Source organism: Pedobacter sp., assembly GCF_041662865.1.
Taxonomy (GTDB): Bacteria; Bacteroidota; Bacteroidia; order Sphingobacteriales; family Sphingobacteriaceae; genus Pedobacter.
In genome coordinates this window covers 35,023-61,037 of sequence record NZ_JBAZRL010000009.1, presented here as the reverse complement: position 1 = coordinate 61,037, position 26,015 = coordinate 35,023, and the positions used below count along the sequence as shown (strand labels likewise).

Below are 26,015 nucleotides of genomic sequence, written 5' to 3'. Positions count from 1 at the left end.
TTGAATATGTTAAAAATAGTAACATTTTTAACCTGCCTGCATCTTATATTTACTAACTAAAACAAACATCGTAAAATGCTAAGCGTAAAAAATATTGTAAAACAATATGCAACGCACCGTGCCTTAGACCAAGTTAGCTTGGAAGTAGAAAGAGGTAAAATATTTGGTCTTTTAGGACCTAATGGTGCTGGCAAAACTTCTTTAATTAGAATTATTACTCAAATTACTGCACCAGATAGTGGCGAAGTTCTTTTTAATGGCGAGCGGTTAAATGCCAACCATATTTCGCAAATTGGCTACTTACCTGAGGAGCGTGGTTTGTACAAGAAAATGGAAATTGGCGAACAGGTTTTATATCTATCTAAATTAAAGGGCTTAAACACTGCTGAAGCTACTAAGCGCATTAAATTTTGGTTTGAAAAGTTAGAAATGGCTGGCTGGTGGACTAAAAAAGTTGAAGATTTAAGTAAGGGTATGCAACAAAAAGTACAGTTTGTAGCTACCATTTTGCATCAACCTGAGCTAATAATTTTAGATGAACCTTTCTCTGGTTTTGACCCTGTTAATGCAGATATTATAAAAAATGAAATTTTAGAGTTGAACAAACAAGGGGCTACTTTTATATTCTCTACGCATAGAATGGAAAGTGTGGAGGAGCTTTGTGATCATATTGCTTTAATTGATAGATCTAAGAAAATTTTAGATGGTAGTGTAGACGAGATTAAGGGTACTTATCGGAATAATACCTATTGGATTGAATATGAAGGCGAGTATAATGTAGCTAGCGCTAAAGGAGTTTTTGAAGTGCTGCAAACTGAAAATGTTAAGGGGAAAACCTTAATTAAAGTGCAATTGCAAAAAGATAAAACTGCTAATGAGGTGCTCAGTTTATTGCTACCTCATGTTTCTATCCATCGCCTTGATGAGGTGATACCAACCATGAACGATATTTTTATTGACAAAGTTAAAAGACAAGATTATGAATAAGATTTTACTCATTATACGTAGGGAATATTTATCGAGAGTGAAGAAAAAATCGTTCATTATTATGACTTTTTTAACGCCACTTTTAATTGCAGGGATTTATGGTTTAATTGGTTATTTCACTTACAAAGGCATTAGCGGTACGCATGATAAAATTGCTGTAGTAAGTAGTAACAAAACCTTAACCGATAAACTGGCATCGGACAAAAACATTGAATACGATTATGTAAGCAAGGGTTTGGATGAGATGAAGAAATCGCTAAAAAAATCTGACTATGATTATGTGTTGTATTTACCTGAGTTTGATTTAAAAGCGCCAAAAGGTATAGAATTGTTTGGTGCAAAGCAGGCTGGTTTATCGTTGAATAATAGAATTTCTAGTGATATTGAAGAGTTGATTCGCAACCAAAAGTTGAAAGAATCAGGTATTGCACAAAGTGATTTAGATCAGTTGAAAACATCGGTTGATATTGAAACCAAAAAGATTGCTGATACTGGAAAAGAAGAATCGAGCAGTGCCGGAGCAAGTACAATTATTGCATTTATAGCTGGGATATTAATGTTTATGTTTATTATGCTTTACGGCATACAGGTAATGCGTGGTGTTATTGAAGAGAAAACAAGCAGAATTATTGAAGTAATGATTTCTTCTGTTAAACCTTTTCAGTTAATGATGGGCAAAATTATTGGTATTGCTTTAGTGGGTTTAACTCAGTTTATTTTATGGATTGTTTTAACACTTACCATTAGTACTGTTGCTGTAACTATTTTAGCGGATAAAGTAGATGTTAAAAAAATAGCCACCTCTGCACAAAGCGGTAGTCAGGTTACCACAAGTACACAAGTAGTTTCTCCAGCACAAGGTCCAATGATGGATATTCAAAAGAGCTTAGCAGGGCTTGATTTTGGCAAAATTGTTTCGGTATTTATCTTCTTCTTTATTGGTGGATATTTGTTTTACAGCGCTTTATATGCTGCCATTGGCTCTGCAGTTGATAGTGAAACGGAAACCCAGCAGTTTATGATGCCTGTGATGATGCCGTTATTATTGGGTTACGCTTTATCGTTAAGTGTAGTTACAAATGATCCGTATGGAAATATTGCTTTTTGGCTTTCGATGATACCATTTACCTCTCCTATTGCTATGGTTGTACGTTTACCTTATGGCGTACCAAATTGGGAGCTTGCTTTATCTATGGTAATTTTAGTGGTTGGTTTTGTGGGAACGGTTTGGGTTGCTAGTAGGATTTATAGAGTTGGTATTTTAATGTACGGCAAGAAAACTACTTTTAAAGAAATGTTTAAATGGTTTACATATAAAAACTAGCTTTTTTAGGTAGTTTTTTATACTAAGCATCTTTGCCATTAGATTTATATGCAAAAAGCAATCATTGTTGGTGCAACTTCAGGCATTGGAAAGTCATTGGCACTACTATTAGCAGATAATGGATATAAAGTTGGTATAACTGGTCGTAGGAAAAATCTATTAGCCGAATTACACACTGAAAGGCCTTACAGCTTTTATAGTTTAACAATTGATGCTACAGCTAATCATTTAGAAGAAAATCTGCAGGTTTTAACTGAACAATTAGGCGGATTAGACTTATTAATTTTTAGTGCTGGAATTGGGGAGTTAAATAATGATTTAAACATAGATTTAGAATTGCCGACTATTGATGTGAATGTGAAAGCATTTAATAAGGTTGTTATTTGGGCATATCATTACTTCGAAGAACAAAAAGGCGGACAAATTGCAGTCATCAGTTCTATTGCAGGTTTAAGAGGCGGCGCTATTGCTCCAGCTTATAATGCCAGTAAAGCTTATCAAATTAATTATCTAGAAGGATTACGACAAAAAACAAAACAACAAAAGTTAGCGATCTCAATTACTGATGCAAGGCCTGGTTTTGTGGATACTGCAATGGCAAAAGCCGAGAAGAAATTTTGGATGGCAACACCAGAGAAAGCAGCTTTACAAATATTTAATGCAATTAAAGCCAAAAAGAACGTTATCTATATAACTAAGCGTTGGCAAATTATTGCTTTTTTATTAAAGATGATACCGCGTTTTTTATACGAAAGAATGTAACATGAAATTAGCTGTAATAGATTTAGGGACTAATACTTTTCATTTAATAATTGCAGAGCAACATGCAAGTGAACTTCATGTACTTTATAAAACTAATCAACCTGTAAAATTAGGTGAGAATATTACTGCAAATAATTTAATAATTCCTACTGCATTTAAACGTGGTTTAACATGTTTGAAAGAATTTAGAGCAGAGCTAGATAAACATGAAGTTGATGTTATTAAAGCAACGGCAACATCTGGTGTTCGTAGTGCAAAAAATGGGTTAGATTTTGTTGAGGCTGCTAAAAAACAGGCTAATATTGAAATTGATATTATTGATGGTGATGAGGAAGCACAATATATTTACGAAGGGGTAAAATGTAGTGGAGCTATTAAAGATAAATCTTTAATTATGGATATTGGCGGTGGTAGTACTGAATTTATTCTGTGCGATGAAGATACGCTTGTTTGGAAAAAGAGTTATAATATTGGTGCAGCAAGGTTAATGCAACGATTTTTTAAATCAGATCCGATTAATGAGGCTGATCAGCAATCAATAATAGAACATTTAGATGAGGAATTAAAAGCACTTAAAGTAATTTGTGCAGCTTATAAACCTAAAACACTTATTGGTTCGGCTGGTGCATTTGAAACCTTTGCAGGAATGATTTCGCCAAAGATTGATGTTGCCAAAATAAGTACGGCAAACATTTCTTTACCTGCATATACTGAATTGGCTAGCACTTTAATTAAAGCTACTCACAATGAACGTGCAAACATGAAAGGCTTAATTCCGCTTCGTGTAGATATGATTGTAATGGCGAGTTTATTAACGAATTATATTATAAATTCGATTGATATAAAGAAGATAAAACTTTCTACTTATGATTTGAAGATGGGTGTTTTGCAGAGTTTGAAGGTATAGACTAGCCTATCACCACCTCCAACCATCACTCCCCTGTGGGTGATAATATTGAGTGTTATCCTAAATCACTTAATGCTTGATATAGTTTTTCTGTTGGCAAACCCATCACGTTAGTATAAGAACCTTCGACACGTTTAACTACGACTAAACCCCACCAATCTTGTACGCCGTAGGCTCCTGCTTTATCATAAGGTTGGTAATTATCGATGTAAAAATCTATTTCTTCATCACTTACTTCTTTACAATGCACTTCGGTTAAATCATAAAATGATACCAATTTATTATCCTTAATTAAGGTTACACCCGTATATACTTCGTGTGTACGACCAGATAATTTACGCAACATTTCTTGCGCATGTGGTTTATCATTTGGTTTACCTAAAATTTCACCATCTAAAGCCACGATAGTATCTGCAGTGATTACAATTTTATTTTCGGCATTACCAAATGCTTTTGCTTTTTGCTCTGAAATATACACAGCAACTTGTGCAGGACTTAATCCATCAGGATAGCTTTCGTCTACTTCCTTCAATTCAATAGTAAACTCTAAGCCTATCAATTTCATTAATTCTTGACGACGTGGAGATTTTGAGGCTAAAATAATGGGTTGTTGCTGTTGGTACATGTTGTATAAATTTGTGCTAAAATAACAAAAGCGACCATAAGTCGCTTTTGTTATTTATAAAATGTGATGGTTAATTATTGACCACCGCCACCTTGTCTTTCTTTCATTGCTTTTTCTCTAGCAGCTTTAACTTCATCTTGCCAAGTTTTGTAAGCTTTTTTCTGATCTTCTGTTAAAAGAGCAGTTACTTTAGCATCAAGATCAGCTTGCATTTTAGTCATTTTCTCTCTCATAGTAGCCATATCGCCACCTCCACCTTGCATTTCTTCACGCATTTTTTTCTGAACTTCAGCTGCTTCTGTATATACTGCAGTTGCTTTTGTTTTTTGATCGTCAGTTAATTTAACTTTTTCATCTAATTGCTTAACTCTTTCTTCTGGTGTAGCCATCATACGACGTTGACCACCTTGTTGTGCACTTGCTCCGAAAGCTAATCCTGCAACAAACACCAATGATAATACTAATTTTTTCATGTTGTTTTTTGTTTTTAAGTGTTTTGGAACGTCTTAGCCATGCATAGAAATCCCTGGTTCTTTTATGTTTTTGTATTTCTTAGAACGTAAAAGTATTAGAAAGTTTAATTTATGGTCAGCAAATAATTGTAACAATCTTAAACACTTAAAAAACAATGGGGTAAATTTCTATTTACTCGAATCTGCAGCAGAAGGATTAAGATCAAACCAGTTTTGTTGTACTTTTAGTACCTTTTCAATCACATCTCTAACAGCAGCTTCGCCTCCTTTTTTAGGAGAAATATAATGTGAAATTTGTTTAATCTCATCTATAGCATCAAGCGGGCAAGTGGCAACACCAACTAATTGCATTACATAATAGTCTGGCATATCATCGCCCATATATAAAACCTGTGCAGGAGAAATATTTTTTTCTTTTAGATAGGTTTCAAAAACCTCAACCTTGTCAACTACTTTTAAGAAAACATCTGGCAAGCCTAAATTTTCAAAACGTTTTGTTGTTGCAGCACCACCACTTCCAGATATAATACAAATGTTATAGCCTTTTTTTAATGCCAGTTGTAAGGCATAACCATCTTTAATATTAAAAGTGCGTAAAAGATCTCCAGATTCAGATGCAATAACAGTTCCATCTGTTAAAACGCCGTCTACATCGAAAATAAAAGTGGTGATATTTTTTAGGTTTTCTAAAAACATTGTAGTTATATATTAACTAATCTTGATTATCTCTCCATTCGTAAACCCAAGCTGATTGAATTTGCTCTAGATGTCCTTCATTGCTTTCTTCACGAGTCCCTTTAAAGTTTGGCAAGGAAAGTACCCAATCTAACAACTCAGTAAACCTAATACGGTATATTTTAGCCTCATTAAATTCATCACCAAACTTTTCGTAGAGTTCTTGAGCTATATCTTCGTGGTCATTCCAGTAAATTGGTAATGCAAATTTATCGTTGTTCATACTATTGTTGTAAATTGAAATATTGTAAAATTTTAGTTAACTGCCCTTCGACAAGCTCAGGATGACAAACATCTAAAATTTAATGTCCTAAAAATTCTGATTGATCTGGTATAGTTACTTCAATATCTCCATCTAAAACTATACATTGGCAAGCTAAACGTGATGTAATTCTAGGTCTCACTGCTCTATCAATAAAATCTTCTTCTTTATCTGATATTTCTTGAATATTATCCATGCCTTTATTCACATAAATATGACATGTACTGCATCCGCAAACGCCACCACAATTGTGTTGTAGTTCTATCCCATTATCTAAGCAAATATCTAAAACATCTTCGCCGGCTGCAATAGGTATTTCTACTGGCGTTTTGCCTTGTTCTTCAAAATTTATCTTTAATTTAAAAATACTCATAATTAGTTGCAAAAGTAAGGAGCTAAAACCGCAATCGTGTAATTATCTGGTTTTTTTAATGCTCTCACTTACTATTTTATATATCTCTAGTAATTGTGGCTGTTGTAACAACAATTCTTCGTGTTTTTTTAATGTTTGTTCGTCACTTCTAATTGCCGGACCAGTTTGTACTGCTAATGGCAAAGCCTGTTGAACTTTTGCAGCAGTTTCTGTAATTAATGGTCTTAAAATATCAAACTCTAACTGATTTGCAGTTAAAACCTCTTCCGCCAATGCGTAAAAATGATTGGTAAAATTACATGCAAAAACTGCTGCTAAATGCAAAATTTTACGCTTTTCACTATTTATTTCTACCACACGAGTACTCAATTTATTTGCCAGCTTTTTTAAGAACTGTAAGGTAGCATCATTATTTGCTTCTACACAAAGTGGAATAGTTGCAAAACTTAATTCTTTATCCTTAGAGAAAGTTTGTAGTGGATAAAAAACTCCATAGTTTGCGCTACCAGCTAAAATATCCATATTAACACTGCCTGAAGTATGTGCAATTACTCCTTTAAAATCAATTAATTGTTGTGCTATTTCTGCAATTGCATCATCTTTAACTGAAATTAAACAGATATCCGCATTTTTATCAAGTGCTGATAAGTTTTCGATCGCAGTAGCATTTACTTGATCCGCTAAAATTTTTCCGTTATTGTAATGATAAGACCAAACTTGTGTTACTTGCACATTTGCTGAAAACAACGCTTTAGCTAAATGCGTCGCAACATTCCCAGCGCCTATAATTACAACTTTCATTTTAATTCGCTTTCAGTTCTTTCTTTCTTCTAAAAATAGAGATTAAGAAACCGATTACCATTACAATTGTACCTACCCAATATAAGTTTATATAAGGGAATTCGATAGATTTGAATACTAACCAATCCTTTGCTTGTTGTGGTTTTTCGTAAATCTGCACTTCAAACTTTCCTTGTTCTGGTATTATTTTGGTAAATCTAATTCTCAATCCTAATTCTTCAATTTTCCTGGCAAAATCGAATGTATTATTTCCTTTTACTAAAAATAAAGGCTCGGTTTTGTAAATTTTACCACTAACATTAATTTCTAATGGTAAGCCAACAGCTAAATCGCCAGCATCAATTTTCAAATCTCTAACTACAGGTTTATTGTTGATAGGTTTTACTGTTAACACACCGCTGCTCACATGAATGGTATCGCCAACGCTTAAGTTTACAATTCTAGGTGCTTTATAATTTTCTTCTTCAGAATGACCTTCGTGATCGCCATGTTCCTCTTCTTTTACGGCAGCACTAGTAATGTGCGTGTAAATATCAGATGTTACATAATGTTTGGTGTCTGGGGAAGCGATTAAACCCATTTTGCCGTTTTCTTGAATGCTTGGATTTACCTCAAAATCTTCTTTTACTTTTCCACTTTGTGCATCAATTACTTTAAAATTAAGTTTGTAATATGTATTTGGTGCAATGGTAGTATCGCTGATATAGGTAACTGTATATTTGCCCATTTTCTTGGGTTCGTTTTTATACAGCATGATATTTTCTCCAGGTTTCGCTGCTTTTTCGAAATCCTTAACTGGGATAAAGTTAGTTTCATTTATCGAAATAGGATTACTTGTTGCTGCTGCTACTAAAGCACCTAATAACAAAATAGCGAAGCCGATGTGTGCTACTGCAGAACCTACTAATTTACTTCCTTTTCCAGCAAATGCTGTAGATAATAATCTGGCGTTAGATAGAACTGCAAAAATACAGCTGAACGTTAAGAAGATATACATCAAATTAGTGTAAACACCTGTTAACCATGCAAAGCCACCGGTTAAAACCAATGCAAAAACGATTGATGAAATTAAACTACTATAGAATTTGCGTGGGTCTGTTCTTTTGTATTTCAGAAATTGAGAGAAGCCTGAAATTAGAGTAATTAATATGGCGAATGGTGCTTGCCATTGATTATAGAACCTAATTGCATCTTTAATTGGCGCATAGTTTGTACCAAATGCTTTGTTAAATACTGGTACTGAAGTGGCGAAAATAATATGAATACAAGATACTGTAAGTACTAAAGCGCCAATAAACATCCAAAATTCACGAGAATATGTTTCTTCGTCCTTATGGGTAATTGGTAATTCACTCCACCTTGTGGCTATAAAATAAATTGCAATGATTAAGAAGATTACGTTATAGGCAATCAAATGACCGAACATACCTAAATCAGTAAAAGCATGTACAGAAGTATCTCCCAAAATACCACTTCTGGTTAGGAAAGATGCATATAAAACTAAAAGGAAACTGATTAATACCAAAGCCATCGCTGTAAAGTAAGCATGACCAGTATTTTTGTAAGCAATGATTACATGCAATCCTCCAATTAAAGTTAACCAAGGAATTATAGACGCATTTTCTACTGGATCCCAAGCCCAAAAACCACCAAAGTTTAGTGCTTCATATGCCCAGAACGAGCCCATAATAATACCAGTACCTAAAATCATTACCGCAAATAAAACCCAAGGCAATACGGGTTTAACGAATTCTTTATAACGTCTTGTCCATAATGCAGCTATGCCATAGGCGAAAGGAACCACCATACTCGCAAAACCTAAAAACAATGTTGGTGGATGTATCACCATCCAATAGTTTTGCAATAATGGATTTAAACCTTTACCATCAGTGATAAACTTTAAATAATTTCTAAAATTTTCTGGATCTGCAAAAATTACAGGTGCAAATGATTTTAAATCATCTGCTTCTCTTAACAGGATAAACGGAGAACTGCCAATACGTTGACCGAAAATTTCAACACCTAATAACATTGATGTTAAAAACACTTGAGAAAAAGCAACTACAGTCATTACTCCATTTTCCCAAGTTTTTGCTTTCCAAATTAGAATTGTACCTAAAACAGATTGCCAAAATGCCCAAAGCCAAAAACTTCCTTCTTGACCCTCCCAAAAAGCAGAAACAATATAATATACTGGAAGTGTTTTTGAAGAGTGATGGTAAACGTAATAATACTCGAAATAATGATTTAGAATAAGGAAAAACAAGGTTACTCCAATACCAATAACACTTGCAAAATTGATTAAGAAACCAATTCGACCTAGTTTAACCCAAGATTTATCTTCTAAGTTTTTGTTTTTTACCGCAAAGAAATAAGCGATAGTTGATAGTAGCGATGCAGCAAATGCTAGAACAATAAAAAACTGTCCAATTTTACCTGGAAGGAGGTTTTCTCCTATAAATTGTATATCCATTAAGGTTTCTTGTATTGTTTTACCTGACCATCTTGGTTTATTTCAACCAAATTATCATTGTATTTAGAAGGGCATTTCATTAATATTTTGGTTGCATAAAAGGTGTCATTCTCCATTTTACCAATTAGAACCAATTTCTCCGAACGTTCAAAATCTTGTGGTTTGGTGCCATTTAGCACTACTTTTTTTACTTTGCCTTTTTCATCTTTCATGTAAAAAGCAAAATGATTTGGATCTTTAAGTGCATCGTATTGTGTGCCTTTACTTTTTTCCCAGTGTCCCATTACATGTTCTTCTTTATTGGAAGAAGCTGCCTCAGTAAAATTAGAATAGGTATCAGTATCTGCATTTAGACTTACTAGAAAGCCAATACAAATGGCAATTGTAATTAAACCGATAATAGCACTTTTTCTCATGTGGGGTTTAAATTAAAAATCCAAGACCACAAAGATAAAAAAACTATAGTAGCAGGCTATTTGTAATACACAACGTGACAATTAATTGATATTATTCGTTGATTAGTTCGTTGGATGGTTAATTTGTTAGTAGACTTGCCGAAAAAACCAAAAAACTAATAAACCAAAAACTATTTAAACTCGTCTTTTAACAAGTTAGGGAAGGCTTTTCTTAGTTTCTGTATTTTAGGACCACATACATTTACAACGTAACCTTGATTTGGATTCAGTTTCACGAAATTTTGGTGGTATTTTTCGGCCGGATAAAAAGTTGCCATTGGCTTAATTTCTGTTACGATTTGACCTGGATGCAATTGTGAACGATTACTTTTTACGATAGCAGCTTCAATCAGTTTTTTCTCTTCTGGATTGTTATAAAAAGCAATAGAACGATAACTTGTACCTATATCTGGACCTTGTCTATTTAATTGAGTGCCATCATGCACTACAAAAAAAACATCTAATAATTGAGCAAAACTAATTACTGATGGATCATAAACGATTTGAACTGCTTCCGCATGACCTGTCGTTTCTGTATTTACATCTTCATACGATGGATTTTTAGTCGTGCCTCCAGCATAGCCGCTTGTTGTTTTGATCACTCCTTTTAATTCTGAAAAACCTTCTTGTAGTCCCCAAAAACACCCGCCAGCAAAAACTGCTACTCTTTGAGTTTTTGTAATTTTCGGAACTTCTGCTTTTACTTTTTCTTCTGCATTAGTACAAGAGAAAAATACGGTTACAAATAAAAGTGCGATTAGATTTTTCATGATGATTATTTTATACAATATACGCTTAGAAACTGAAAATAGTTTTTCCTAATTGTCATGATTAAATAATAAATGAATAGCATTCTTACTATGAAATACCCAATAGTAGGTATTTGTATTGGTTTAAGTACCAGCTAACTTTAGCAAATAAATGCTGTGAATAATGCAAAATATTCAAGAAGATATTAGTCTAACTATTCTGTATTTTCTATTATCTCTGTTTATAAGCATTGTATTTATTAGTCAAAACGATTTGCTATACACCGATGCAAATCAAATGATCTTATCTACTAGTATTGCTGGTGCAAAATGGAGTGTTCAAATAATTGCTGCGTTCATTTTTTTAAGGAAAAAGAAATTCGAATTTATTAGGAGAATAAGTTTGGTTTGTCTTATTGGCTCTATTTCATTGCTCTCCTATTATGTTATTGCCTTATTTCCACTTTCTAACTGGCACAAATTTGCATTAAGTTTATTCATTTGTGCGGTTATAATGTTGATATTTTATTTTATAGCTGTAGCTAAAACTCGTGTTGGTCTTCAGTGGTATTTCGGTTGGCTAATTTGTCTTATCATAGCAATTCTACTCCAATTAACATGTGTTTTTCATGCCATCACTTAATTCTAAAAAAAATTCATAAAAAAAGCCCCAATAAATCGGGGCTTTCTTGTTATGGTATATTGAACTATGGCCAAATACCTAAGTTCATGTAAGAAATAGCAATTTTATCAATAGAGTTTACGAAAGCTGCTGTTCTTAGCGTTTTCACCTCTGGTTTGTTCACTAAAGTTTCTCTAATTTCCCGATAAGAATGGATCATGGTATCTTCTAATCCAGAATTTACCAATTCCATTTCAGATGCACCTTTAACAATCATTAACCGGTTTTCATTAGGGATTTTTTTACCTGTCAAGTTCTCTAATGTATTAATTAAATTAGCATTAGAGTTTTCTGCATAACGGCTTTCCATACGGCCAAAAGCAACATGGGAAAGATTTTTTAGCCATTCGAAATAAGAAACTGTTACCCCACCTGCATTGCAATACATATCAGGAATAATCATACCGCCCATTTCAGTAAAAATTTCTTCTGCTTCTGGAGTACATGGTCCGTTTGCACCTTCTGCAATAATTTTTGCTTTAATGTTACGAACATTTGCTGCAGTAATTTGATTTTCTAAAGCTGCTGGCACTAAAATATCGCACGGTTGCTCTAAACCTTCCATCGAGTTTTTAAAATCTGTTGCACCAGAGAAACCTAAGATAGAACCTGTGTTTTTACGGTGTGCAAAAACCTCATCAATATTTAAACCATTTGCATTGTAAATTGCACCTTCATATTCGGCGACACCAACTATTGTTGCACCAAATTCAGCCAAAAATTTAGCTGAGTGATAACCCACATTACCTAAACCTTGTACAATTACTTTTTTATCACCTAAACCAGCTTTTAAACCGATTTTAGCCATATCATCTGCATGAGCTACACACTCGCGTACTGCGTATGCAACACCACGTCCAGTTGCTTCTTTTCTACCACGAATACCGTGTAAAGCAATTGGTTTACCAGTAACACAACCCAAAGCATCTAAAGAACCTGGATTCATTGTCATATAGGTATCAGCAATCCAGCTCATTTCACGTTCGCCGGATCCATAATCAGGAGCAGGAACATCAATGCCGGGGCCAATAAAATTCTTTTTAATCAACTCTGTTGTATAACGACGAGTAATTGTTTCTAACTCTGCAACAGAATAGTTTTTTGGGTTGATACAAATTCCGCCTTTGGCGCCACCAAAAGGAACGTTAACAATTGCACATTTATAAGTCATTAAAGCTGCAAGCGCCATTACTTCGTCTTCGTTAACCATATCACTATAACGGATACCGCCTTTAGTTGGACTCATGTGATGAGAATGTTCCACACGCCAAGCATCAATTACTTCAAAGCCATTTCCTCTACGAATTGGAAATTGAAAACGATATACACTGTTACATGCTTTTATCTGAGCCAATAAACCTTCTGGATGTGAGGTGAATTGTGCGGCACTATCAAAGTTCTTACAAACATCTGTAAAAAAACTTGTTTCGTTTGCTGTATTAGCCATTTTTTTGTTTTATAAATTTGAATTTTCTTCTTGTACGAGTGCAAAATTGCATTAAAATAAACCACTAATGCAAGTGAAAATTTGCTTAGTGTATCATAAACACCATTGCAAAAAAGGTAAAAGATTAGGATTAGGACGTTTAAAATTAGTTTTTGCTAGGAGATTTTTTTTCTAACATTTTTAATCTTTTGTCTAAAGAGAAGAGATAGATCAATAAACCAAGTAAAATTATAACGATTACAGCAACAACAACGTATATTTTCCCATCGCTACGTAAGGCATCAGCCATTTCTACAGTATTGTTCTGAGCGAATAAATTTAGGGTAGTTACTAACATTAATAAAGTAAAAATAATCTTCTTCATGGCATTAATTTGTTTGATGTTCTATAGAGCGAATTCTAAAACGAATGGTATAAATCCAATATCCAATAAGTATCCATCCTAAGCAAGCGGGATAGAAAACAATACGCATACGACTATCTAAATCGTAGCTATTAAACCCTGGATTTCCTCCATTTCCTGGATGCAAAGACGATTGTAAACGTGGTAATACGAATAATAAAACTACCATCATTGGGAAAGCAAAAATATTGTAAATGGCAGATATTTTAGCTCTTTTTTGCTCCTCGTCTATCGCGTTACGCAATACTAAATACGCAAAATATAATAAAATAGATATCGCCGCAAAGTTTTGCTTAGGATCAAAACTCCAGAATTGTCCCCATGTATATTTTGCCCAAACTGCACCAGTTATTAATCCTAAAAGCCCGAAAATAATGCCCGCATTTATAGCCTCAACCGCTTTTAAATCATAAACATCATTGGTATACATTAAAGATTTAATGCTATAAAAAACAGAGATTGAAAATAATACAATCATTGCAAACCACATCGGCACGTGGAAATACAAATTTCTGATGGTTTCATTTAAAATATCTAAATGCGGAACGCCTAATAATAACCCAGCGATTGTTGAATAAATCACTAAAACAGCACCTAAAATTTTCCACCAAGATTTTTGCATTTTTTATTTTGATTTGGTCTTTAATCCCGCCAAAGGTAAGGAAATAACAATAAAGACACAGCCATTACCAATACATTTATCACAGCCAATAAGCCTATATCGTCTAAACTTACACTTCTATCTAATCCATCAATGGCATTTTTTGCCAGTTTGATTAACACTATTAACACTGGAATAATAATCGGAAAACTTAAAATTGCCATCAACATTCCACCATTCCCTGCTTTCGAAGCGATTGCCGAAACCATGGTAAATATGGTTGCAAAACTTAAACTTCCTAAAACAGTTGCTACCAAGTACATTCCCATATCAGCTCCTGCTGGAAAAGAGAAAACCAAAGTGTAAAATAACAAAGCAATTAGTGTTAAACCAATCATTAATAAACTATTATACACTGTTTTAGCTATAATTAATGCTACAGGACTAACCAACGTATAAATGTATAAGTGCCTGCCTTTGCTTTCTTGTAAAAAACTTTTAGCTACTGCATTAATAGAAGCAAAAAGCATGATAATCCAAAATAATGCATTCCAAGTTAATTTTTCTGGAACACTTACAAAGGATAAAAAACAAACAAATACGGTTGAAACTACATATAACAAAATGCCATTGAGCGCATATTTAGAACGCCATTCTAATAACATTTCCTTGCGGATGAGTTGTTTAACTTGATTTGCAACTTGCATAGCGACAAAGATAGTTTTATTGCTAAATTGTTGTATTGTTAAATTGTTGTATTGTTGTAATATTGTGTTGTGGATCAAAAATATTGTAGCCTTGTAAAAAGTCCGGTTGGAGATATAACTATTCTAGCGGATAATGTTGCTGTAAATGTGATAACGTTTGGTGAAAGAGAAATCGAGGGATTGAAAGAAAACGAAATCAGTAAAACTGCAGCAGAACAATTAAGAACTTATTTTGATGGGAAATTGCAAGAATTCACATTTCCAATTAATCAAACAGGAACCGAATTTCAGCAAGAGGTTTGGGATAATCTATCTAAAATACCTTATGCTGAGACAATCTCTTATGCTAAGTTTTCTGCACATCATCCTTTAGCCATTCGAGCTATTGCATCAGCGAACGGGAAAAATAATATCGCTATTGTTGTTCCTTGTCACAGAGTAATTGGCAGTGATGGCAAATTAGTTGGTTATGCTGGTGGTTTATGGCGAAAAAAATGGCTCTTACAACACGAACGGGAAGTTGCTCAAAAAGGTCAAACAGAGTTGAAGTTTTAACGTAAATCGTATTTCTAAAATCGTAAATTTATTAGATGAATCCTTATTTAGATATCGCATTACGAAGTTTAGCAGTATATGTTTTTATGCTAACAGCTATTCGATTAACTGGCAAAAAAGAGTTTTCGCAGTTAAATACTATTGATGTGGTACTAATTTTGTTAATAAGCAATGCGGTACAAAATGCAATGGTGGGCAATAATACGAGTCTGCTTGGTGGATTAGCTGCAGCTGCTGTGCTTTTTATTTTAAATTATGCGTTAAAGAAACTGATGTTCAAGAGTAAAGTCGTACGCGAGTTTATTTCCCAGCGTCCTGAAATTTTAATCCATGATGGTAAATTAGATTTTAATAAACTTAGCCATTTAGGTATTAGCGATGATGAGTTAAAAGAAGCCATGCGAGAACATGGTGTAGAATATTACAAAGATGTAAAACTGGCTATTTTTGAAGTAGATGGTAACATTAGCATTATTACAGGCAATAAAGCATTAAAACAAACACACTATAAACGCAAAAAAGCGCACAAAACGTTAACTACTGGTGGTTAACCTTTCTCTTTTTACGCTCGTTAGCAATAATAAAACAGCCACTAATAAAACTATCCATCCCCATTGGTAATGAATAGTTTTTGCTAAAACTTTATCAAAAAACTTCGAGCCAAAATAGTTATTCGATTTAAAATAAACTGCAGCTGCCATTAATAAACTCCAAATAAATAACACAATAGTTAGCAATCTAAATGCTTTCAATTGTCTTACAAACAAACATAGTGAGGTTAATGCAAGAATGGCAAAAGTAATCAGAAACAAACGCTGATCTGTTTGATATAAATTCCAGTTTCCTTTTAATGGTACTTTAATTATTGGAGTAATCCCCGCAGCAATTACTGCTAAAAGTAAGCCTAAATAAGCATTGAATTTTTTTACAATTAACATCTTTTGAGTTTATTAAATATTATTTCCTAGTATCAATACCCATTTTATCCGCAAAGTGTGCACAATAATCACGTAAATCTTCTACGATGTTTTCTTCGCCAGTCGCTTTTAAAAAGCTATCACCCATAGTTTGCAAAGTTTCATAAAAAAAACGCTTCATTTCATCAACAGGCATATCTTTTGTCCATAAATCAATGCGCATTGAGTTTTTATAATTATGATCCCAAAAAGATAACATCATAGATTTTACAGGTACTTGATCTTTATTCTCTCCATCTGTACTTTGATATAAAATTTGATCTGGCAAATTATTATCGTCTAACTCTACTGTTATTTTTATCTCTGCTTTCTTCATGTTAATTTTTTTACGGTTGCAAATATGCTGATTTTACAAAGCATATTTAAACGCATATCGTTTTACTTTTGTAATATTAAAATAAGGATAGCAGTTAGTACGATGAACACTAATTCTATAATCCAAATTCGTTTCAAATCTTTTAAAGTAAATCTAAAGATCAAATCACTCACAAAACTTACAACCACTAAACAACCCAAAAGGAATTTATAAAAAGCTGTCATGTCAAAATGTTGACCAACAGTTTTTGTTTGAAAAATACTAATAACTAACAACGCAAAACTTAGCGCTGTTACGATATTCAATGGTGTTAATCGTAGTTTCATTATGATTTCTTCTTATCAAAACGTTTTTTATTCTTAAACACTTTTGTTTTGTGTGCTTTATTTCTAGCTTTTTCTCTTTCGCGATCTTCGATCTGTTTAGCGTTTTTCTTTTCGTGGAAAGCACCTTTAAAATCTGGATCTTCTTTGCGTTTTTGCAAATCTATTTCCTTTGCGATTTGTTGTTTTTCATCATAAGGTGTTTCCTCAACAAAAACCCCTTCAGGAATTGGTTCAACTGGAATAAACTGACGCGTTAATTTTTCAATTTTACGGATATAATATTTCTCTGCTTCTGTGCAAAAAGTAATCGCATCGCCTGTGGCAAAAGCCCTACCTGTACGCCCAATTCTGTGTACATAATCTTCAATAATAATGGGCACGTCAAAGTTTATCACATGACTTACATCAGTTACATCAATTCCTCTTGATGCCACATCGGTAGCCACCAAAACCCTAATATTTCCTTCTTTAAAGCTATTTATAGAATTGATCCGTGTATTTTGACCTTTATTTGCGTGAATAACTCTAACTGATTCTTCACCAAATTTACGAACCACATAACTGAAAATATTATCAGCTACTGCTTTAGTTTTACAGAAAATAATCAATCTATTAAAAACTTCAACATCCTTCAACAAATGTTGTAAAAGATTAATTTTCGTTTTAAAATTCGGCACTTCATACAAAACCTGCGTAACCGTACTTGCTGGTGTTGCTTGTTCAGATGCTTCAATTATAGTTGGATGTTTTAAAAAATCTCCAGCAATTTTCTGTACTAAATCGCTCATGGTAGCCGAAAAAAGCAAATTTTGACGTTTACGCGGTACAACTTCTAAAATTCTGTGAATGGAACCAATAAATCCCATATCCATCATTTTATCCGCTTCATCTAAAACTAAAAACTGTAAATATTTGGTATTAATTTCTCCCGAAAGGTAAATATCTAAAAAGCGACCAGGTGTTGCAATAATAATATCAACCCCAGCTTTTAACTGTTCTTTTTGTGCTTTCGGGCCAATTCCGCCAAAAATAACTACTGAACGTAAATCTGTATAGGTGCTAAAGCGCTTTACTTCTTCTGCAATTTGCATCGCTAATTCGCGAGTTGGCGCTAAAATTAAAGCTCTTGCTGCATCGCCCTGTGCATACTTTAATTTCATTAGCATTGGCAAAACGTAGGCAGCAGTTTTCCCCGTTCCCGTTTCGGCAATGCCACAAATATCCTGACCAGATAAAACCGGCGCAATTGCTTTTTCCTGTATGGGAGTGGCAACAGTGTAGCCCGCATCGGCAACTGCATTTAATATTTGCCTATTTAAATTAAATTCTTCGAACGATTTTGCCATAGCGTACAAAGATAGCATTTTTGTAAGGATGGTTAATTGTTTAACTGATCGAAGTGGTCAATCGGTGTATGCATTTTCAATTAAACAATTTTACAATTAAACAATTAACCCAATTTACTACCTTTACCAGCATGAATACGTATCTGATAAAAGGCGCAACTTTAGTTAACGAAGGACAGCAATTTATAGCTGATGTTTTAATAAAAAATGGATTAATTGAGAAAATTGGTCAGAATTTATCAGCTCCAGAAGCACAAGAAATTAACGCTGATGGACTTTACCTTTTACCAGGAATGATAGACGACCAAGTTCATTTTCGTGAGCCAGGTTTAACGCACAAAGCAGATATTTTTACGGAAAGTATGGCAGCCGTAGCAGGCGGAATTACTTCTTTTATGGAGATGCCGAACACTGTTCCAAATACATTAACGCAAGAATTACTAGCAGATAAATATGATATAGCTGCACAAACATCGTTAGCTAATTATTCATTTTACATGGGCGCTAGTAATGATAACATAGAAGAAGTATTAAAAACTGATGCTAAAAATGTGTGTGGAATTAAGGTTTTCATGGGTTCATCAACTGGCAATATGCTAGTTGATAATGAACAGACTTTAGAAAACATTTTCAGCAAAGCGCCCATATTAGTCGCCACTCATTGCGAAGATGAAGCAACAATTCGTGAAAACTTAGCCATTTTTAAAGCGAAATACGGTGAAGATTTGACAATAGAAATGCATCCTTTAATTCGCAGTGCGGAAGCTTGTTATAAATCTTCTTCCTTAGCGGTTGAGTTAGCTAAACGTTACCAAACCCGCTTACACATTTTACATATTTCTACTGCAAAAGAAATTGCATTATTTGATAACTCCATTCCCTTAAAGGATAAAAAAATTACTGCCGAAGCCTGTGTACATCATCTTTGGTTTAATGATCAAGATTACGCCACAAAAGGGAATTTCATCAAATGGAATCCTGCTGTAAAAACCGCAGCCGATCAGGCTGGAATTTTACGAGGTGTTTTAAATGATAACATTGATGTCATTGCTACTGATCATGCACCACATACGTTAGCAGAAAAACAACAGCCTTATTCGCAAGCACCTTCTGGCGGGCCATTAGTACAACATGCTTTACCAGCATTATTAGAAATGCATTTGCAAGGGAAAATCTCTCTAGAAAAGATTGCAGAAAAGACTGCACATAACTTGGCAATTTGTTTTGATATCGAAAAACGTGGCTTTATTCGTGAGGGTTATTGGGCAGATTTAGTTTTAGTAAACTTAAACGATCCGTTTAAAGTAACGCCATTAAACATTTTTTACAAATGTGGTTGGTCGCCATTTGATGGAGAAACTTTTCAAGCTAGTATTACGCATACATTTGTATCAGGCAATTTGGCTTATCAACATGGCAAATTTGTAACAAGCGAAATTGGAAAGAGATTGAGTTTTACTCGCTAGTTTATGCAAACTATTATCCCTCGTAAACTCCTGATAAAATCAGCCATAATCTTTGGCATTGCCTTACTTATATTTCTTTTTGGATTATTTCCTCAATTAGTGCTTACTATTTATTCAAAAGGTGTATACCCTATCATTTCTTCAGTTTTAAGATGGGTTTCTTCTATTTTTCCTTTTGCTTTAGGTGATATTCTATACGGACTATTGATTATTTTCGCTCTAATACAGCTCTTTTTATTCTTTAAAAGAAGAAAATCACTAACTAGAGCACATCGATTAATCATTCCCTTAAAACTGTTTAATCTAATCTTGATTTTATACATCGCTTTTAAACTACTTTGGGGCTTAAATTATTCTCGACCAAGTATTACCCAACAATTAACAATTAGTGATGAAAAATATAGCGTTAAAGAATTAGTGCTTTTAGGCAATTACTTTATCGACAAATTAAACACACTTCAACCACAACTATCACCTAAACTCAGTTATGATATTAATCAACTTCGTGAAAAAGCAGTTGTAGAATATCATAATATGGAAAAGAAAAATCCATTTTTCAAGTATAATGCACCTTCTGTAAAACCAGTATTAAACGATTGGATGGTTAGTAAAATAGGTATTGAAGGTTATTACAATCCATTAAGTGGCGAAGCGAATGTAAATATGAAACTACCAGCTTGGGTGTTGCCTTTTGTGGCTTGTCACGAAATCTCTCACCAAATGGGAGTTGCCCGCGAAGATGAAGCCAATTTAGTAGCTTATTTGGTGGGTATAAATAGTAGTGATATCAACTTCCAATATTCCGTAAATTATAATATGTTGCGTTATATTTTATTCGAAATTAGAATAAAATCACCTGAAGATTACCTTAAAATGCGAGACAAAATAGCTCCAGAGGTTTTAGCAAATTTCAAAGCAGAAAATGAATTCTGGGCAAAATACAATGGGCAAATGTCGAATTATATGGGTGTAGCTTTCGATAAATTTTTAAAGCTTAACAATCAAAAAAGAGGAATTAAAAGCTACCAAAATATTGTGATTTGGTTATGGAATATACACAGAAAAGAGTTATAAGTTGCAGGTTATGTGTTATCAGCCTGGATGCATCCAAACCAGTAACCTGTAACTCAAAACCTATAACACATACTATCCATGTATTGCTTCTTTATTGCCAAAACTCATAATTAACTCTCCTTCAAAAGCCAACCATTCCTTCCAACGTTTATCTACATCAACATCCACGGTATATTTACGTGCAAAGTTTAAGAAAGTAGTATAATGTCCTGCTTCAGAAACCATTAAATCATGATAAAATTTAGCTAATTCCTTATCTTGGATATTTTGAGATAATACTCGGAAACGTTCACAGCTTCTCGCTTCAATCATCGCTGCAAACAATAATCTCTCTATAAAACTATTGTTTCTTGAACCATCCTTTTTACAGAATTTCATTAATTGACCAACATAATCGTCCTTTCTACCACGGCCTAAGGTATATCCTCTTTTTTTAATGATATCTACCACTTGCTGAAAATGTTGCATTTCTTCCAAGGCAATAATTGTTAACTCCGACACCAAGTCAATATGCTCGCAATTATCTGCAATCAAATTAATTGCATTAGTAGCTGCCTTTTGCTCGCACCAAGCATGGTCGGTTAAAATTTCCTCTAAATTAGATTCTGCAATATTCGCCCAACGTGGGTCAGTCAATAATTTAAGTCCTAGCATGTTTCAAAATTACTAAATTAGTCCGAAAGCTAGGATGTCGGAATTTCCTACTTTTTACATCTTTTGGACTTTAACCTTACAACATTATTGTAAATTTGCGCTGTTATGGCAAAAATATCCATCAACCTGGCAACGGGCTCATTACAACAAGAAGAAATTATAGTCGGTATAGATTTAGGCACCACTAATAGTTTGGTTGCTTTTATCAATCCAGAGAAAAACCCACAGGTAATTAACGATACTGGAAAAGGCCTTTTAGTGCCCTCTATTGTGCATTTTAATGAGCATGGTGATGCAGAAGTTGGTAATGAAGCTAAAGCATTTTTAACTTCAGATCCTGCTAATACTATATTTTCTGTAAAACGATTATTAGGTCGTTCGTACAAAGATGTAGCCAACCACAAAGACATTTTTAGCTATAAAATTATTGATGATGATACTGATGCTTTAGTGAAAATTAAAGCTGGAAATAAATTTTATACTCCTATTGAGCTTTCCGCAGAAATCTTAAAAGAATTAAAAACAAGAGCAGAACACGCCTTAAAAACCCCAGTAAATAGAGCCGTAATTACTGTTCCAGCTTATTTTAACGATAGTCAAAGACAAGCAACTCGTGTCGCTGGCAAATTAGCTGGTTTAGATGTTTTGCGAATTGTGAATGAACCAACGGCAGCAAGTTTAGCATACGGTTTAGGCCTTGATCCTACTCAGCAAAAAACAATTGCAGTGTACGATTTAGGCGGCGGGACTTTCGATGTTTCTATTCTTCAAATCCAAAATGGAATTTTTGAGGTTTTAGCAACCAATGGTAATACTTTTTTAGGTGGAGATGATTTTGACAGAGCCATTTTAAAGTATTGGATAGAGAAAAACAATTTAGATTTTGCTACGGTTGCTCAAGATAATATCTTAATGCAAACCTTACGTTTACAAGCCGAAGCTGCTAAAAAAGCATTATCAACACAAAATTTATACAATGAACAATTAGGTGAAATTTGGTGCACGTTAGATAAACAAACATTCGAAAAACTAATTGCAGATAAAGTTGCTGAAACTTTAACCTGTTGTAAACAAGCCTTAACTGATGCGAATTTAAACATCGCCGAAATTGATGAAGTAGTTTTAGTGGGTGGCTCAACGCGTACACCTTATGTAAAACAAGCGGTAAGCGATTTCTTTAATCGCCAACCACACGATCAAATTAATCCTGATGAGGTAGTTGCTTTAGGTGCTGCCATTCAAGCAGATATTTTAGCTGGAAATCGCTCAGATATTTTATTATTAGATGTTACTCCACTTTCATTAGGTATCGAAACCATGGGTGGTCTAATGGACGTAATTATTGCTCGTAACAGTAAAGTGCCTACAAAAGCTGGCCGCCAATACACTACATCAATTGATGGACAAGTAAATATGAAAATCTCTGTTTATCAAGGTGAACGAGATTTGGTAAAAGAAAATCGCAAACTAGCCGAGTTCGATTTAAAAGGAATTCCTGCTATGCCTGCAGGTTTGCCAAAGGTTGATATTAATTTCTTACTTAATGCAGATGGTATTTTAACTGTTCAAGCTATAGAGTTACGCTCTGGCGTAAAACAAGAAATAGATATTATTCCTAGTTATGGTTTAAGTGACGATACCGTAGAAAAAATGTTAATTGATAGCATTGAAAATGCCAAAAGCGATGTAGAACAGCGTATGCTTATTGAAGCTAAAAGTGAAGGCGAACAATTAGTGTACACCGCAGAGAGATTTATTAAGAAGAACGGCAACATCTTAAACGAGCAAGAGCTAACCTTAACTATAGTGCTTATTGCCGAACTTAAAGATGCTTTAGATAGTGGTGAAAAAGATCGCATTTTAAAGAAAGCCGACGAACTGAACGAATTTACTCGTCCTTTTGCAGAGCGATTAATGGATATGGCAGTTGGTCAAGCAATGAAAGGCAAAAGAGTTGATGAAGAATAATTAACTTAATTTCCAATGATTAACTGCATAAGAGCAACCTCTGAAAATAAAGACTTCCAAAAATTGGTGGCCGAACTTGATGCTGATTTAAAAATTAGAGACGGCGAAGATCATTCATTTTATGCTCAGTTTAATAAAATAGACGCTATTAAATATGCAGTTGTCGCATATGAAAATGGAATTGCTGTAGGTTGTGGAGCAATTAAAGCTCATACACCAGGCACAATGGAAGTGAAACGAATGTTTGTATCCCCTACCAAACGTGGATTAGGAATAGCGTCAACAATCTTAAATGAACTAGAGATTTGGGCGAAAGAACTTCAGATTAAAAAATGTGTGCTCGAAACTGGCAATAAGCAACCTGAAGCCATTGCACTTTATCTAAAAAGTGGATATCAAATTACACCAAACTACGGACAATATGAAGGTGTAGAGAATAGTGTATGTTTTGAAAAAGTACTAGCTTAAATTTGTTTGATAATTTTTTAAGCTTACCCGTCATTCCCGCAAAAGCCGGAATCGTAAAGCGACAAAAAGGCTTTATCATCACATTAAGATTCCCAATCAAGTTGGGAATGACGCTTGTATCAGTCTGAGCGTAGCCGAAAACTTCTTACGAGTGTTATAGATTTTTAAACACCTTTTAAGAAAATCTAAATAGATTTTCCTATCTTCATTTTATGAAAAGATTAACGATTCTACTATTGTTAATCATCCCTTTTCTATTTTGCACTTCTTGGGGCTTTTTTGCCCACCGAAGAATTAATCAGCTAGCGGTATTTACTTTGCCAGCAGATATGATTAGTTTCTACAAAACTGGCTATAAATATATTACCGAACATGCTGTAGATCCAGATAAGCGTAGATATATTGATACACTTGAAGCTCCTCGACATTATTTAGATGTAGAAAACTATGAGGAAAACATAGATAGCATTCCTGAGAAATTTAACGATGCCTTAGCCAAATATGGGCAAAAGAAGCTGAATGAAAATGGCATTGTGCCTTGGCAAATTCAACGAACCTATTATAGTTTAGTTAAAGCATTTAAAACTCATGATTCGCTAAGAATTTTAAAGTATTCCGCCGAATTAGGGCATTACATTGGCGATGCTCATGTTCCTTTACATACCACTAATAATCATAATGGGCAATTAACCAATCAGGTAGGAATACACGCTTTTTGGGAAAGCAGATTACCAGAATTATTTGCTGGCGGATATAATTTTGTGGTTGGTAAAGCCTATTATATTGACGACCCCTTAAAAACTGCTTGGGGAATTGTAAAGCATTCACATAGTTTATTGGATAGCGTTTTACTTTTTGAAGCAGAACTTAATAAAACGTTTCCATCTGATCAGAAATATAGTTTCTCAGAGCGAAGTAATGCTGTTACTAAACAATATTCACCTGCGTACTCAAAAGCTTACCAAGATAAAATGAATGGCATGGTAGAAAAACAAATGCGTTCTGCAATTTTAACGATTGGTTCCTTTTGGTTCTCTGCATGGGTAGATGCTGGTCAACCCGAACTTAAAAATCTAATAAAAATAGAACTAAGTCCAGAGGAAAGAAAAGCCACAGAGCTGGAAGAAAAGAAATATAAAGAAGGCAAAATTATTGGCAGAGAAAATTAAAATTCCCCTTTCCTATAGCTATTGTATAGACACATAATTATAAAGCTTTGAATTGTATGTCATGCCCAACTTGATTGGGTATCGTAATTCGATAAAAGGCTAATATGTCTTGTTTGTACTTTACGATTCCCTCCAGATAGCTATCGGAATTCTCGGAAATGATAGGAAAAAATTATTATTTCTCTTCAGTTATTCCTTCTTCAATAATCTCTTCAATCTTTTTCTTGCTGAACAAAGATTTCAAAGCACCGTAGACAACTGGCAAAAACGTGCCAATTGCAATAATTAATACCAAGATTTCAAAATTTTTCTCTACAAATGGGATTTTACCTAATAAGTAACCTGCAAATAACAAACTACTTATCCAAGCTATACCACCTATAACATTATAATAAGTAAACTTACCAAAAGACATTCTAGCAGCCCCTGCTACAAATGGCGCAATTGTTCTCACAATAGGTAGAAAACGACTAAAAACGATAGCTCTAGCACCATGTTTCTCAAAATATTCATGAGATTGATGGTAGTATTTCAATTTAAGGATTTTATTATTTTCTTTAAATACTTTAATACCAAAATATTTACCCAATTGGTAATTTACCGAATTTCCTAAAATGGCTGCAGCAATTAAAATCACTAACATAAACCAAATATTTAAACCAGTTCCATTACCTGCAACTAAAGCACCAACTGCAAATAGCATGGAATCTCCTGGTAAAAATGGCGTAACCACAAATCCAGTTTCCGCGAAAATAATGATGAATAATATAAGGTAAGTCCAGGTTTTATAATCCTGCATAATGACCTCTAAAGTTTCTTTTGTATTAGTAAGTAATCGTATAAGTAAGTCTAAGAATTCCAATTTTTATATTTTTTTCAAAAATAGGTATATGGTTTTGATAACCATGCGTAATTCCAAATTTTGATGTT

General features: G+C 33.9%; 31 protein-coding genes. 12 read left to right on the top strand and 19 right to left on the bottom strand.

Features of this window, described 5'->3' with window-relative positions; genetic code table 11:
- Positions 1-75: 75 nt before the first annotated feature.
- From WC622_RS05220 to WC622_RS05205, 4 genes are read left to right on the top strand one after another with little or no spacing between them, the layout of a single operon-like run.
- On the top strand, positions 76-987 hold the full coding sequence (locus tag WC622_RS05220) for an ABC transporter ATP-binding protein (RefSeq protein WP_372817970.1): 912 nt from the start codon (positions 76-78) through the stop codon (positions 985-987).
- Complete coding sequence (locus WC622_RS05215; protein ID WP_372817968.1) at positions 980-2,311, top strand: ABC transporter permease; 1,332 nt, start codon at positions 980-982, stop codon at positions 2,309-2,311. Before WC622_RS05220 ends, WC622_RS05215 begins: the two co-directional genes overlap by 8 nt.
- 48 nt (positions 2,312-2,359) lie before the next feature.
- Complete coding sequence (locus WC622_RS05210) at positions 2,360-3,073, top strand: SDR family NAD(P)-dependent oxidoreductase (RefSeq protein ID WP_372817966.1); 714 nt, start codon at positions 2,360-2,362, stop codon at positions 3,071-3,073.
- Between the two features lies 1 nt (position 3,074).
- Positions 3,075-3,980 carry an exopolyphosphatase gene (locus WC622_RS05205; RefSeq protein ID WP_372817964.1) on the top strand — a complete coding sequence of 302 codons (906 nt, stop codon included), beginning with the start codon at positions 3,075-3,077 and terminating at the stop codon, positions 3,978-3,980.
- Between the two features lie 55 nt (positions 3,981-4,035).
- Here the strand turns inward: WC622_RS05205 and WC622_RS05200 are convergent, their stop codons facing one another.
- The 9 genes from WC622_RS05200 to msrA all read right to left on the bottom strand — a co-directional run bounded on the left by WC622_RS05200 (position 4,036) and on the right by msrA (position 10,947).
- Positions 4,036-4,605, bottom strand: a complete 570-nt coding sequence (locus tag WC622_RS05200) for a nucleoside triphosphate pyrophosphatase (protein ID WP_372817962.1) — start codon at positions 4,603-4,605, stop codon at positions 4,036-4,038.
- Positions 4,606-4,679: 74 nt separating this feature from the next.
- Positions 4,680-5,078: a hypothetical protein gene (locus WC622_RS05195; RefSeq protein ID WP_372817960.1), complete on the bottom strand. Its 399-nt coding sequence runs from the start codon at positions 5,076-5,078 to the stop codon at positions 4,680-4,682.
- Positions 5,079-5,246: 168 nt separating this feature from the next.
- On the bottom strand, positions 5,247-5,774 hold the full coding sequence (locus WC622_RS05190) for a KdsC family phosphatase (RefSeq protein ID WP_372817958.1): 528 nt from the start codon (positions 5,772-5,774) through the stop codon (positions 5,247-5,249).
- Between the two features lie 16 nt (positions 5,775-5,790).
- Entirely contained in the window at positions 5,791-6,036 is a 246-nt protein-coding gene (gene iscX / locus WC622_RS05185; RefSeq protein ID WP_131553036.1) for a Fe-S cluster assembly protein IscX, read from the bottom strand.
- 79 nt (positions 6,037-6,115) lie between these two features.
- Positions 6,116-6,448 (bottom strand): 2Fe-2S iron-sulfur cluster-binding protein, encoded by a 333-nt coding sequence (locus WC622_RS05180; RefSeq protein WP_372818033.1) that lies wholly within the window; start codon positions 6,446-6,448, stop codon positions 6,116-6,118.
- A gap of 42 nt (positions 6,449-6,490) precedes the next feature.
- Complete coding sequence (locus tag WC622_RS05175; protein WP_372817956.1) at positions 6,491-7,249, bottom strand: Rossmann-like and DUF2520 domain-containing protein; 759 nt, start codon at positions 7,247-7,249, stop codon at positions 6,491-6,493.
- Between the two features lies 1 nt (position 7,250).
- On the bottom strand, positions 7,251-9,722 hold the full coding sequence (locus WC622_RS05170) for a heme lyase CcmF/NrfE family subunit (RefSeq protein ID WP_372817954.1): 2,472 nt from the start codon (positions 9,720-9,722) through the stop codon (positions 7,251-7,253).
- The gene (locus WC622_RS05165) at positions 9,722-10,138 is read right to left on the bottom strand and encodes a cytochrome c maturation protein CcmE (protein WP_173268499.1); all 417 of its coding nucleotides are present in this window, start codon (positions 10,136-10,138) and stop codon (positions 9,722-9,724) included. Before WC622_RS05165 ends, WC622_RS05170 begins: the two co-directional genes overlap by 1 nt.
- Before the next feature lie 170 nt (positions 10,139-10,308).
- Positions 10,309-10,947, bottom strand: coding sequence for a peptide-methionine (S)-S-oxide reductase MsrA (msrA, locus tag WC622_RS05160; RefSeq protein ID WP_372817952.1), 639 nt, complete (start codon positions 10,945-10,947; stop codon positions 10,309-10,311).
- Positions 10,948-11,110: 163 nt separating this feature from the next.
- Between msrA and WC622_RS05155 the strand changes: the two genes are divergently transcribed.
- Entirely contained in the window at positions 11,111-11,569 is a 459-nt protein-coding gene (locus tag WC622_RS05155) for a hypothetical protein (protein ID WP_372817950.1), read from the top strand.
- 64 nt (positions 11,570-11,633) lie between these two features.
- Here WC622_RS05155 and WC622_RS05150 read toward each other — a convergent pair whose 3' ends face one another.
- The 4 genes from WC622_RS05150 to WC622_RS05135 form a co-directional block, all read right to left on the bottom strand.
- Positions 11,634-13,055, bottom strand: coding sequence for a Glu/Leu/Phe/Val dehydrogenase (locus WC622_RS05150; RefSeq protein ID WP_372817948.1), 1,422 nt, complete (start codon positions 13,053-13,055; stop codon positions 11,634-11,636).
- 145 nt (positions 13,056-13,200) lie between these two features.
- Positions 13,201-13,419 carry a CcmD family protein gene (locus WC622_RS05145; protein ID WP_372817946.1) on the bottom strand — a complete coding sequence of 73 codons (219 nt, stop codon included), beginning with the start codon at positions 13,417-13,419 and terminating at the stop codon, positions 13,201-13,203.
- 4 nt (positions 13,420-13,423) lie between these two features.
- A complete protein-coding gene (gene ccsA / locus WC622_RS05140; protein ID WP_372817944.1) occupies positions 13,424-14,080 on the bottom strand; it encodes a cytochrome c biogenesis protein CcsA in 657 nt (218 codons plus the stop codon).
- Positions 14,081-14,100: 20 nt separating this feature from the next.
- A complete protein-coding gene (locus WC622_RS05135; protein ID WP_372817942.1) occupies positions 14,101-14,766 on the bottom strand; it encodes a heme exporter protein CcmB in 666 nt (221 codons plus the stop codon).
- Positions 14,767-14,835: 69 nt separating this feature from the next.
- On the opposite strand from WC622_RS05135, the gene WC622_RS05130 reads away from it, so the two are divergent.
- Together WC622_RS05130 and WC622_RS05125 are read left to right on the top strand one after the other, a co-directional pair.
- Positions 14,836-15,321: a methylated-DNA--[protein]-cysteine S-methyltransferase gene (locus tag WC622_RS05130; RefSeq protein WP_372817940.1), complete on the top strand. Its 486-nt coding sequence runs from the start codon at positions 14,836-14,838 to the stop codon at positions 15,319-15,321.
- 35 nt (positions 15,322-15,356) lie between these two features.
- Complete coding sequence (locus tag WC622_RS05125; protein WP_372817939.1) at positions 15,357-15,872, top strand: DUF421 domain-containing protein; 516 nt, start codon at positions 15,357-15,359, stop codon at positions 15,870-15,872.
- On the opposite strand, the gene WC622_RS05120 is transcribed toward WC622_RS05125, so the two are convergent.
- The 4 genes from WC622_RS05120 to WC622_RS05105 form a co-directional block, all read right to left on the bottom strand.
- Complete coding sequence (locus tag WC622_RS05120; protein ID WP_372817937.1) at positions 15,855-16,259, bottom strand: hypothetical protein; 405 nt, start codon at positions 16,257-16,259, stop codon at positions 15,855-15,857. The genes WC622_RS05125 and WC622_RS05120 overlap by 18 nt on opposite strands.
- 19 nt (positions 16,260-16,278) lie before the next feature.
- Positions 16,279-16,614, bottom strand: a complete 336-nt coding sequence (gene gldC, locus WC622_RS05115; RefSeq protein WP_372817935.1) for a gliding motility protein GldC — start codon at positions 16,612-16,614, stop codon at positions 16,279-16,281.
- Positions 16,615-16,676: 62 nt separating this feature from the next.
- Entirely contained in the window at positions 16,677-16,940 is a 264-nt protein-coding gene (locus WC622_RS05110) for a hypothetical protein (RefSeq protein ID WP_372817933.1), read from the bottom strand.
- Entirely contained in the window at positions 16,940-18,286 is a 1,347-nt protein-coding gene (locus WC622_RS05105) for a DEAD/DEAH box helicase (RefSeq protein ID WP_372817931.1), read from the bottom strand. The genes WC622_RS05110 and WC622_RS05105 overlap by 1 nt, the downstream gene beginning before the upstream one ends.
- A 131-nt stretch (positions 18,287-18,417) precedes the next feature.
- On the opposite strand from WC622_RS05105, the gene WC622_RS05100 reads away from it, so the two are divergent.
- Complete coding sequence (locus tag WC622_RS05100) at positions 18,418-19,752, top strand: dihydroorotase (RefSeq protein ID WP_372817929.1); 1,335 nt, start codon at positions 18,418-18,420, stop codon at positions 19,750-19,752.
- Positions 19,753-19,755: 3 nt separating this feature from the next.
- Positions 19,756-20,826 carry a DUF3810 domain-containing protein gene (locus tag WC622_RS05095; RefSeq protein ID WP_372817927.1) on the top strand — a complete coding sequence of 357 codons (1,071 nt, stop codon included), beginning with the start codon at positions 19,756-19,758 and terminating at the stop codon, positions 20,824-20,826.
- Positions 20,827-20,898: 72 nt separating this feature from the next.
- On the opposite strand, the gene WC622_RS05090 is transcribed toward WC622_RS05095, so the two are convergent.
- Complete coding sequence (locus WC622_RS05090; RefSeq protein WP_372817925.1) at positions 20,899-21,480, bottom strand: tRNA-(ms[2]io[6]A)-hydroxylase; 582 nt, start codon at positions 21,478-21,480, stop codon at positions 20,899-20,901.
- Positions 21,481-21,585: 105 nt separating this feature from the next.
- On the opposite strand from WC622_RS05090, the gene hscA reads away from it, so the two are divergent.
- The 3 genes from hscA (at position 21,586) to WC622_RS05075 (ending at position 25,085) form a co-directional block, all read left to right on the top strand.
- Positions 21,586-23,448 carry a Fe-S protein assembly chaperone HscA gene (gene hscA, locus WC622_RS05085; protein ID WP_372817923.1) on the top strand — a complete coding sequence of 621 codons (1,863 nt, stop codon included), beginning with the start codon at positions 21,586-21,588 and terminating at the stop codon, positions 23,446-23,448.
- A gap of 15 nt (positions 23,449-23,463) precedes the next feature.
- Entirely contained in the window at positions 23,464-23,916 is a 453-nt protein-coding gene (locus WC622_RS05080; protein WP_372817921.1) for a GNAT family N-acetyltransferase, read from the top strand.
- A 212-nt stretch (positions 23,917-24,128) separates the two neighbouring features.
- Positions 24,129-25,085: a zinc dependent phospholipase C family protein gene (locus WC622_RS05075; RefSeq protein ID WP_372817919.1), complete on the top strand. Its 957-nt coding sequence runs from the start codon at positions 24,129-24,131 to the stop codon at positions 25,083-25,085.
- 175 nt (positions 25,086-25,260) lie between these two features.
- Here the strand turns inward: WC622_RS05075 and WC622_RS05070 are convergent, their stop codons facing one another.
- On the bottom strand, positions 25,261-25,947 hold the full coding sequence (locus WC622_RS05070; RefSeq protein WP_372817917.1) for a VTT domain-containing protein: 687 nt from the start codon (positions 25,945-25,947) through the stop codon (positions 25,261-25,263).
- Positions 25,948-26,015: the final 68 nt, after the last annotated feature.

Excerpts from the sequence above, each read along its gene's own strand:
- WC622_RS05170 (WP_372817954.1), bottom strand. The coding sequence starts at position 9,722 with ATGGATATACAATTTATAGGAGAAAACCTCCTTCCAGGTAAAATTGGA.
- gldC (WP_372817935.1), bottom strand. The coding sequence starts at position 16,614 with ATGAAGAAAGCAGAGATAAAAATAACAGTAGAGTTAGACGATAATAAT.
- WC622_RS05090 (WP_372817925.1), bottom strand. The coding sequence starts at position 21,480 with ATGCTAGGACTTAAATTATTGACTGACCCACGTTGGGCGAATATTGCA.
- WC622_RS05100 (WP_372817929.1), top strand. The coding sequence starts at position 18,418 with ATGAATACGTATCTGATAAAAGGCGCAACTTTAGTTAACGAAGGACAG.
- WC622_RS05145 (WP_372817946.1), bottom strand. The coding sequence starts at position 13,419 with ATGAAGAAGATTATTTTTACTTTATTAATGTTAGTAACTACCCTAAAT.
- WC622_RS05190 (WP_372817958.1), bottom strand. The coding sequence starts at position 5,774 with ATGTTTTTAGAAAACCTAAAAAATATCACCACTTTTATTTTCGATGTA.
- WC622_RS05135 (WP_372817942.1), bottom strand. The coding sequence starts at position 14,766 with ATGCAAGTTGCAAATCAAGTTAAACAACTCATCCGCAAGGAAATGTTA.
- WC622_RS05080 (WP_372817921.1), top strand. The coding sequence starts at position 23,464 with ATGATTAACTGCATAAGAGCAACCTCTGAAAATAAAGACTTCCAAAAA.
- ccsA (WP_372817944.1), bottom strand. The coding sequence starts at position 14,080 with ATGCAAAAATCTTGGTGGAAAATTTTAGGTGCTGTTTTAGTGATTTAT.
- WC622_RS05075 (WP_372817919.1), top strand. The coding sequence starts at position 24,129 with ATGAAAAGATTAACGATTCTACTATTGTTAATCATCCCTTTTCTATTT.
- iscX (WP_131553036.1), bottom strand. The coding sequence starts at position 6,036 with ATGAACAACGATAAATTTGCATTACCAATTTACTGGAATGACCACGAA.
- WC622_RS05180 (WP_372818033.1), bottom strand. The coding sequence starts at position 6,448 with ATGAGTATTTTTAAATTAAAGATAAATTTTGAAGAACAAGGCAAAACG.
- WC622_RS05150 (WP_372817948.1), bottom strand. The coding sequence starts at position 13,055 with ATGGCTAATACAGCAAACGAAACAAGTTTTTTTACAGATGTTTGTAAG.
- WC622_RS05200 (WP_372817962.1), bottom strand. The coding sequence starts at position 4,605 with ATGTACCAACAGCAACAACCCATTATTTTAGCCTCAAAATCTCCACGT.
- WC622_RS05110 (WP_372817933.1), bottom strand. The coding sequence starts at position 16,940 with ATGAAACTACGATTAACACCATTGAATATCGTAACAGCGCTAAGTTTT.
- WC622_RS05105 (WP_372817931.1), bottom strand. The coding sequence starts at position 18,286 with ATGGCAAAATCGTTCGAAGAATTTAATTTAAATAGGCAAATATTAAAT.
- WC622_RS05210 (WP_372817966.1), top strand. The coding sequence starts at position 2,360 with ATGCAAAAAGCAATCATTGTTGGTGCAACTTCAGGCATTGGAAAGTCA.
- WC622_RS05215 (WP_372817968.1), top strand. The coding sequence starts at position 980 with ATGAATAAGATTTTACTCATTATACGTAGGGAATATTTATCGAGAGTG.
- WC622_RS05155 (WP_372817950.1), top strand. The coding sequence starts at position 11,111 with ATGCAAAATATTCAAGAAGATATTAGTCTAACTATTCTGTATTTTCTA.
- WC622_RS05095 (WP_372817927.1), top strand. The coding sequence starts at position 19,756 with ATGCAAACTATTATCCCTCGTAAACTCCTGATAAAATCAGCCATAATC.
- WC622_RS05165 (WP_173268499.1), bottom strand. The coding sequence starts at position 10,138 with ATGAGAAAAAGTGCTATTATCGGTTTAATTACAATTGCCATTTGTATT.
- WC622_RS05220 (WP_372817970.1), top strand. The coding sequence starts at position 76 with ATGCTAAGCGTAAAAAATATTGTAAAACAATATGCAACGCACCGTGCC.
- WC622_RS05125 (WP_372817939.1), top strand. The coding sequence starts at position 15,357 with ATGAATCCTTATTTAGATATCGCATTACGAAGTTTAGCAGTATATGTT.
- WC622_RS05120 (WP_372817937.1), bottom strand. The coding sequence starts at position 16,259 with ATGTTAATTGTAAAAAAATTCAATGCTTATTTAGGCTTACTTTTAGCA.
- WC622_RS05205 (WP_372817964.1), top strand. The coding sequence starts at position 3,075 with ATGAAATTAGCTGTAATAGATTTAGGGACTAATACTTTTCATTTAATA.
- hscA (WP_372817923.1), top strand. The coding sequence starts at position 21,586 with ATGGCAAAAATATCCATCAACCTGGCAACGGGCTCATTACAACAAGAA.
- WC622_RS05175 (WP_372817956.1), bottom strand. The coding sequence starts at position 7,249 with ATGAAAGTTGTAATTATAGGCGCTGGGAATGTTGCGACGCATTTAGCT.
- msrA (WP_372817952.1), bottom strand. The coding sequence starts at position 10,947 with ATGAAAAATCTAATCGCACTTTTATTTGTAACCGTATTTTTCTCTTGT.
- WC622_RS05195 (WP_372817960.1), bottom strand. The coding sequence starts at position 5,078 with ATGAAAAAATTAGTATTATCATTGGTGTTTGTTGCAGGATTAGCTTTC.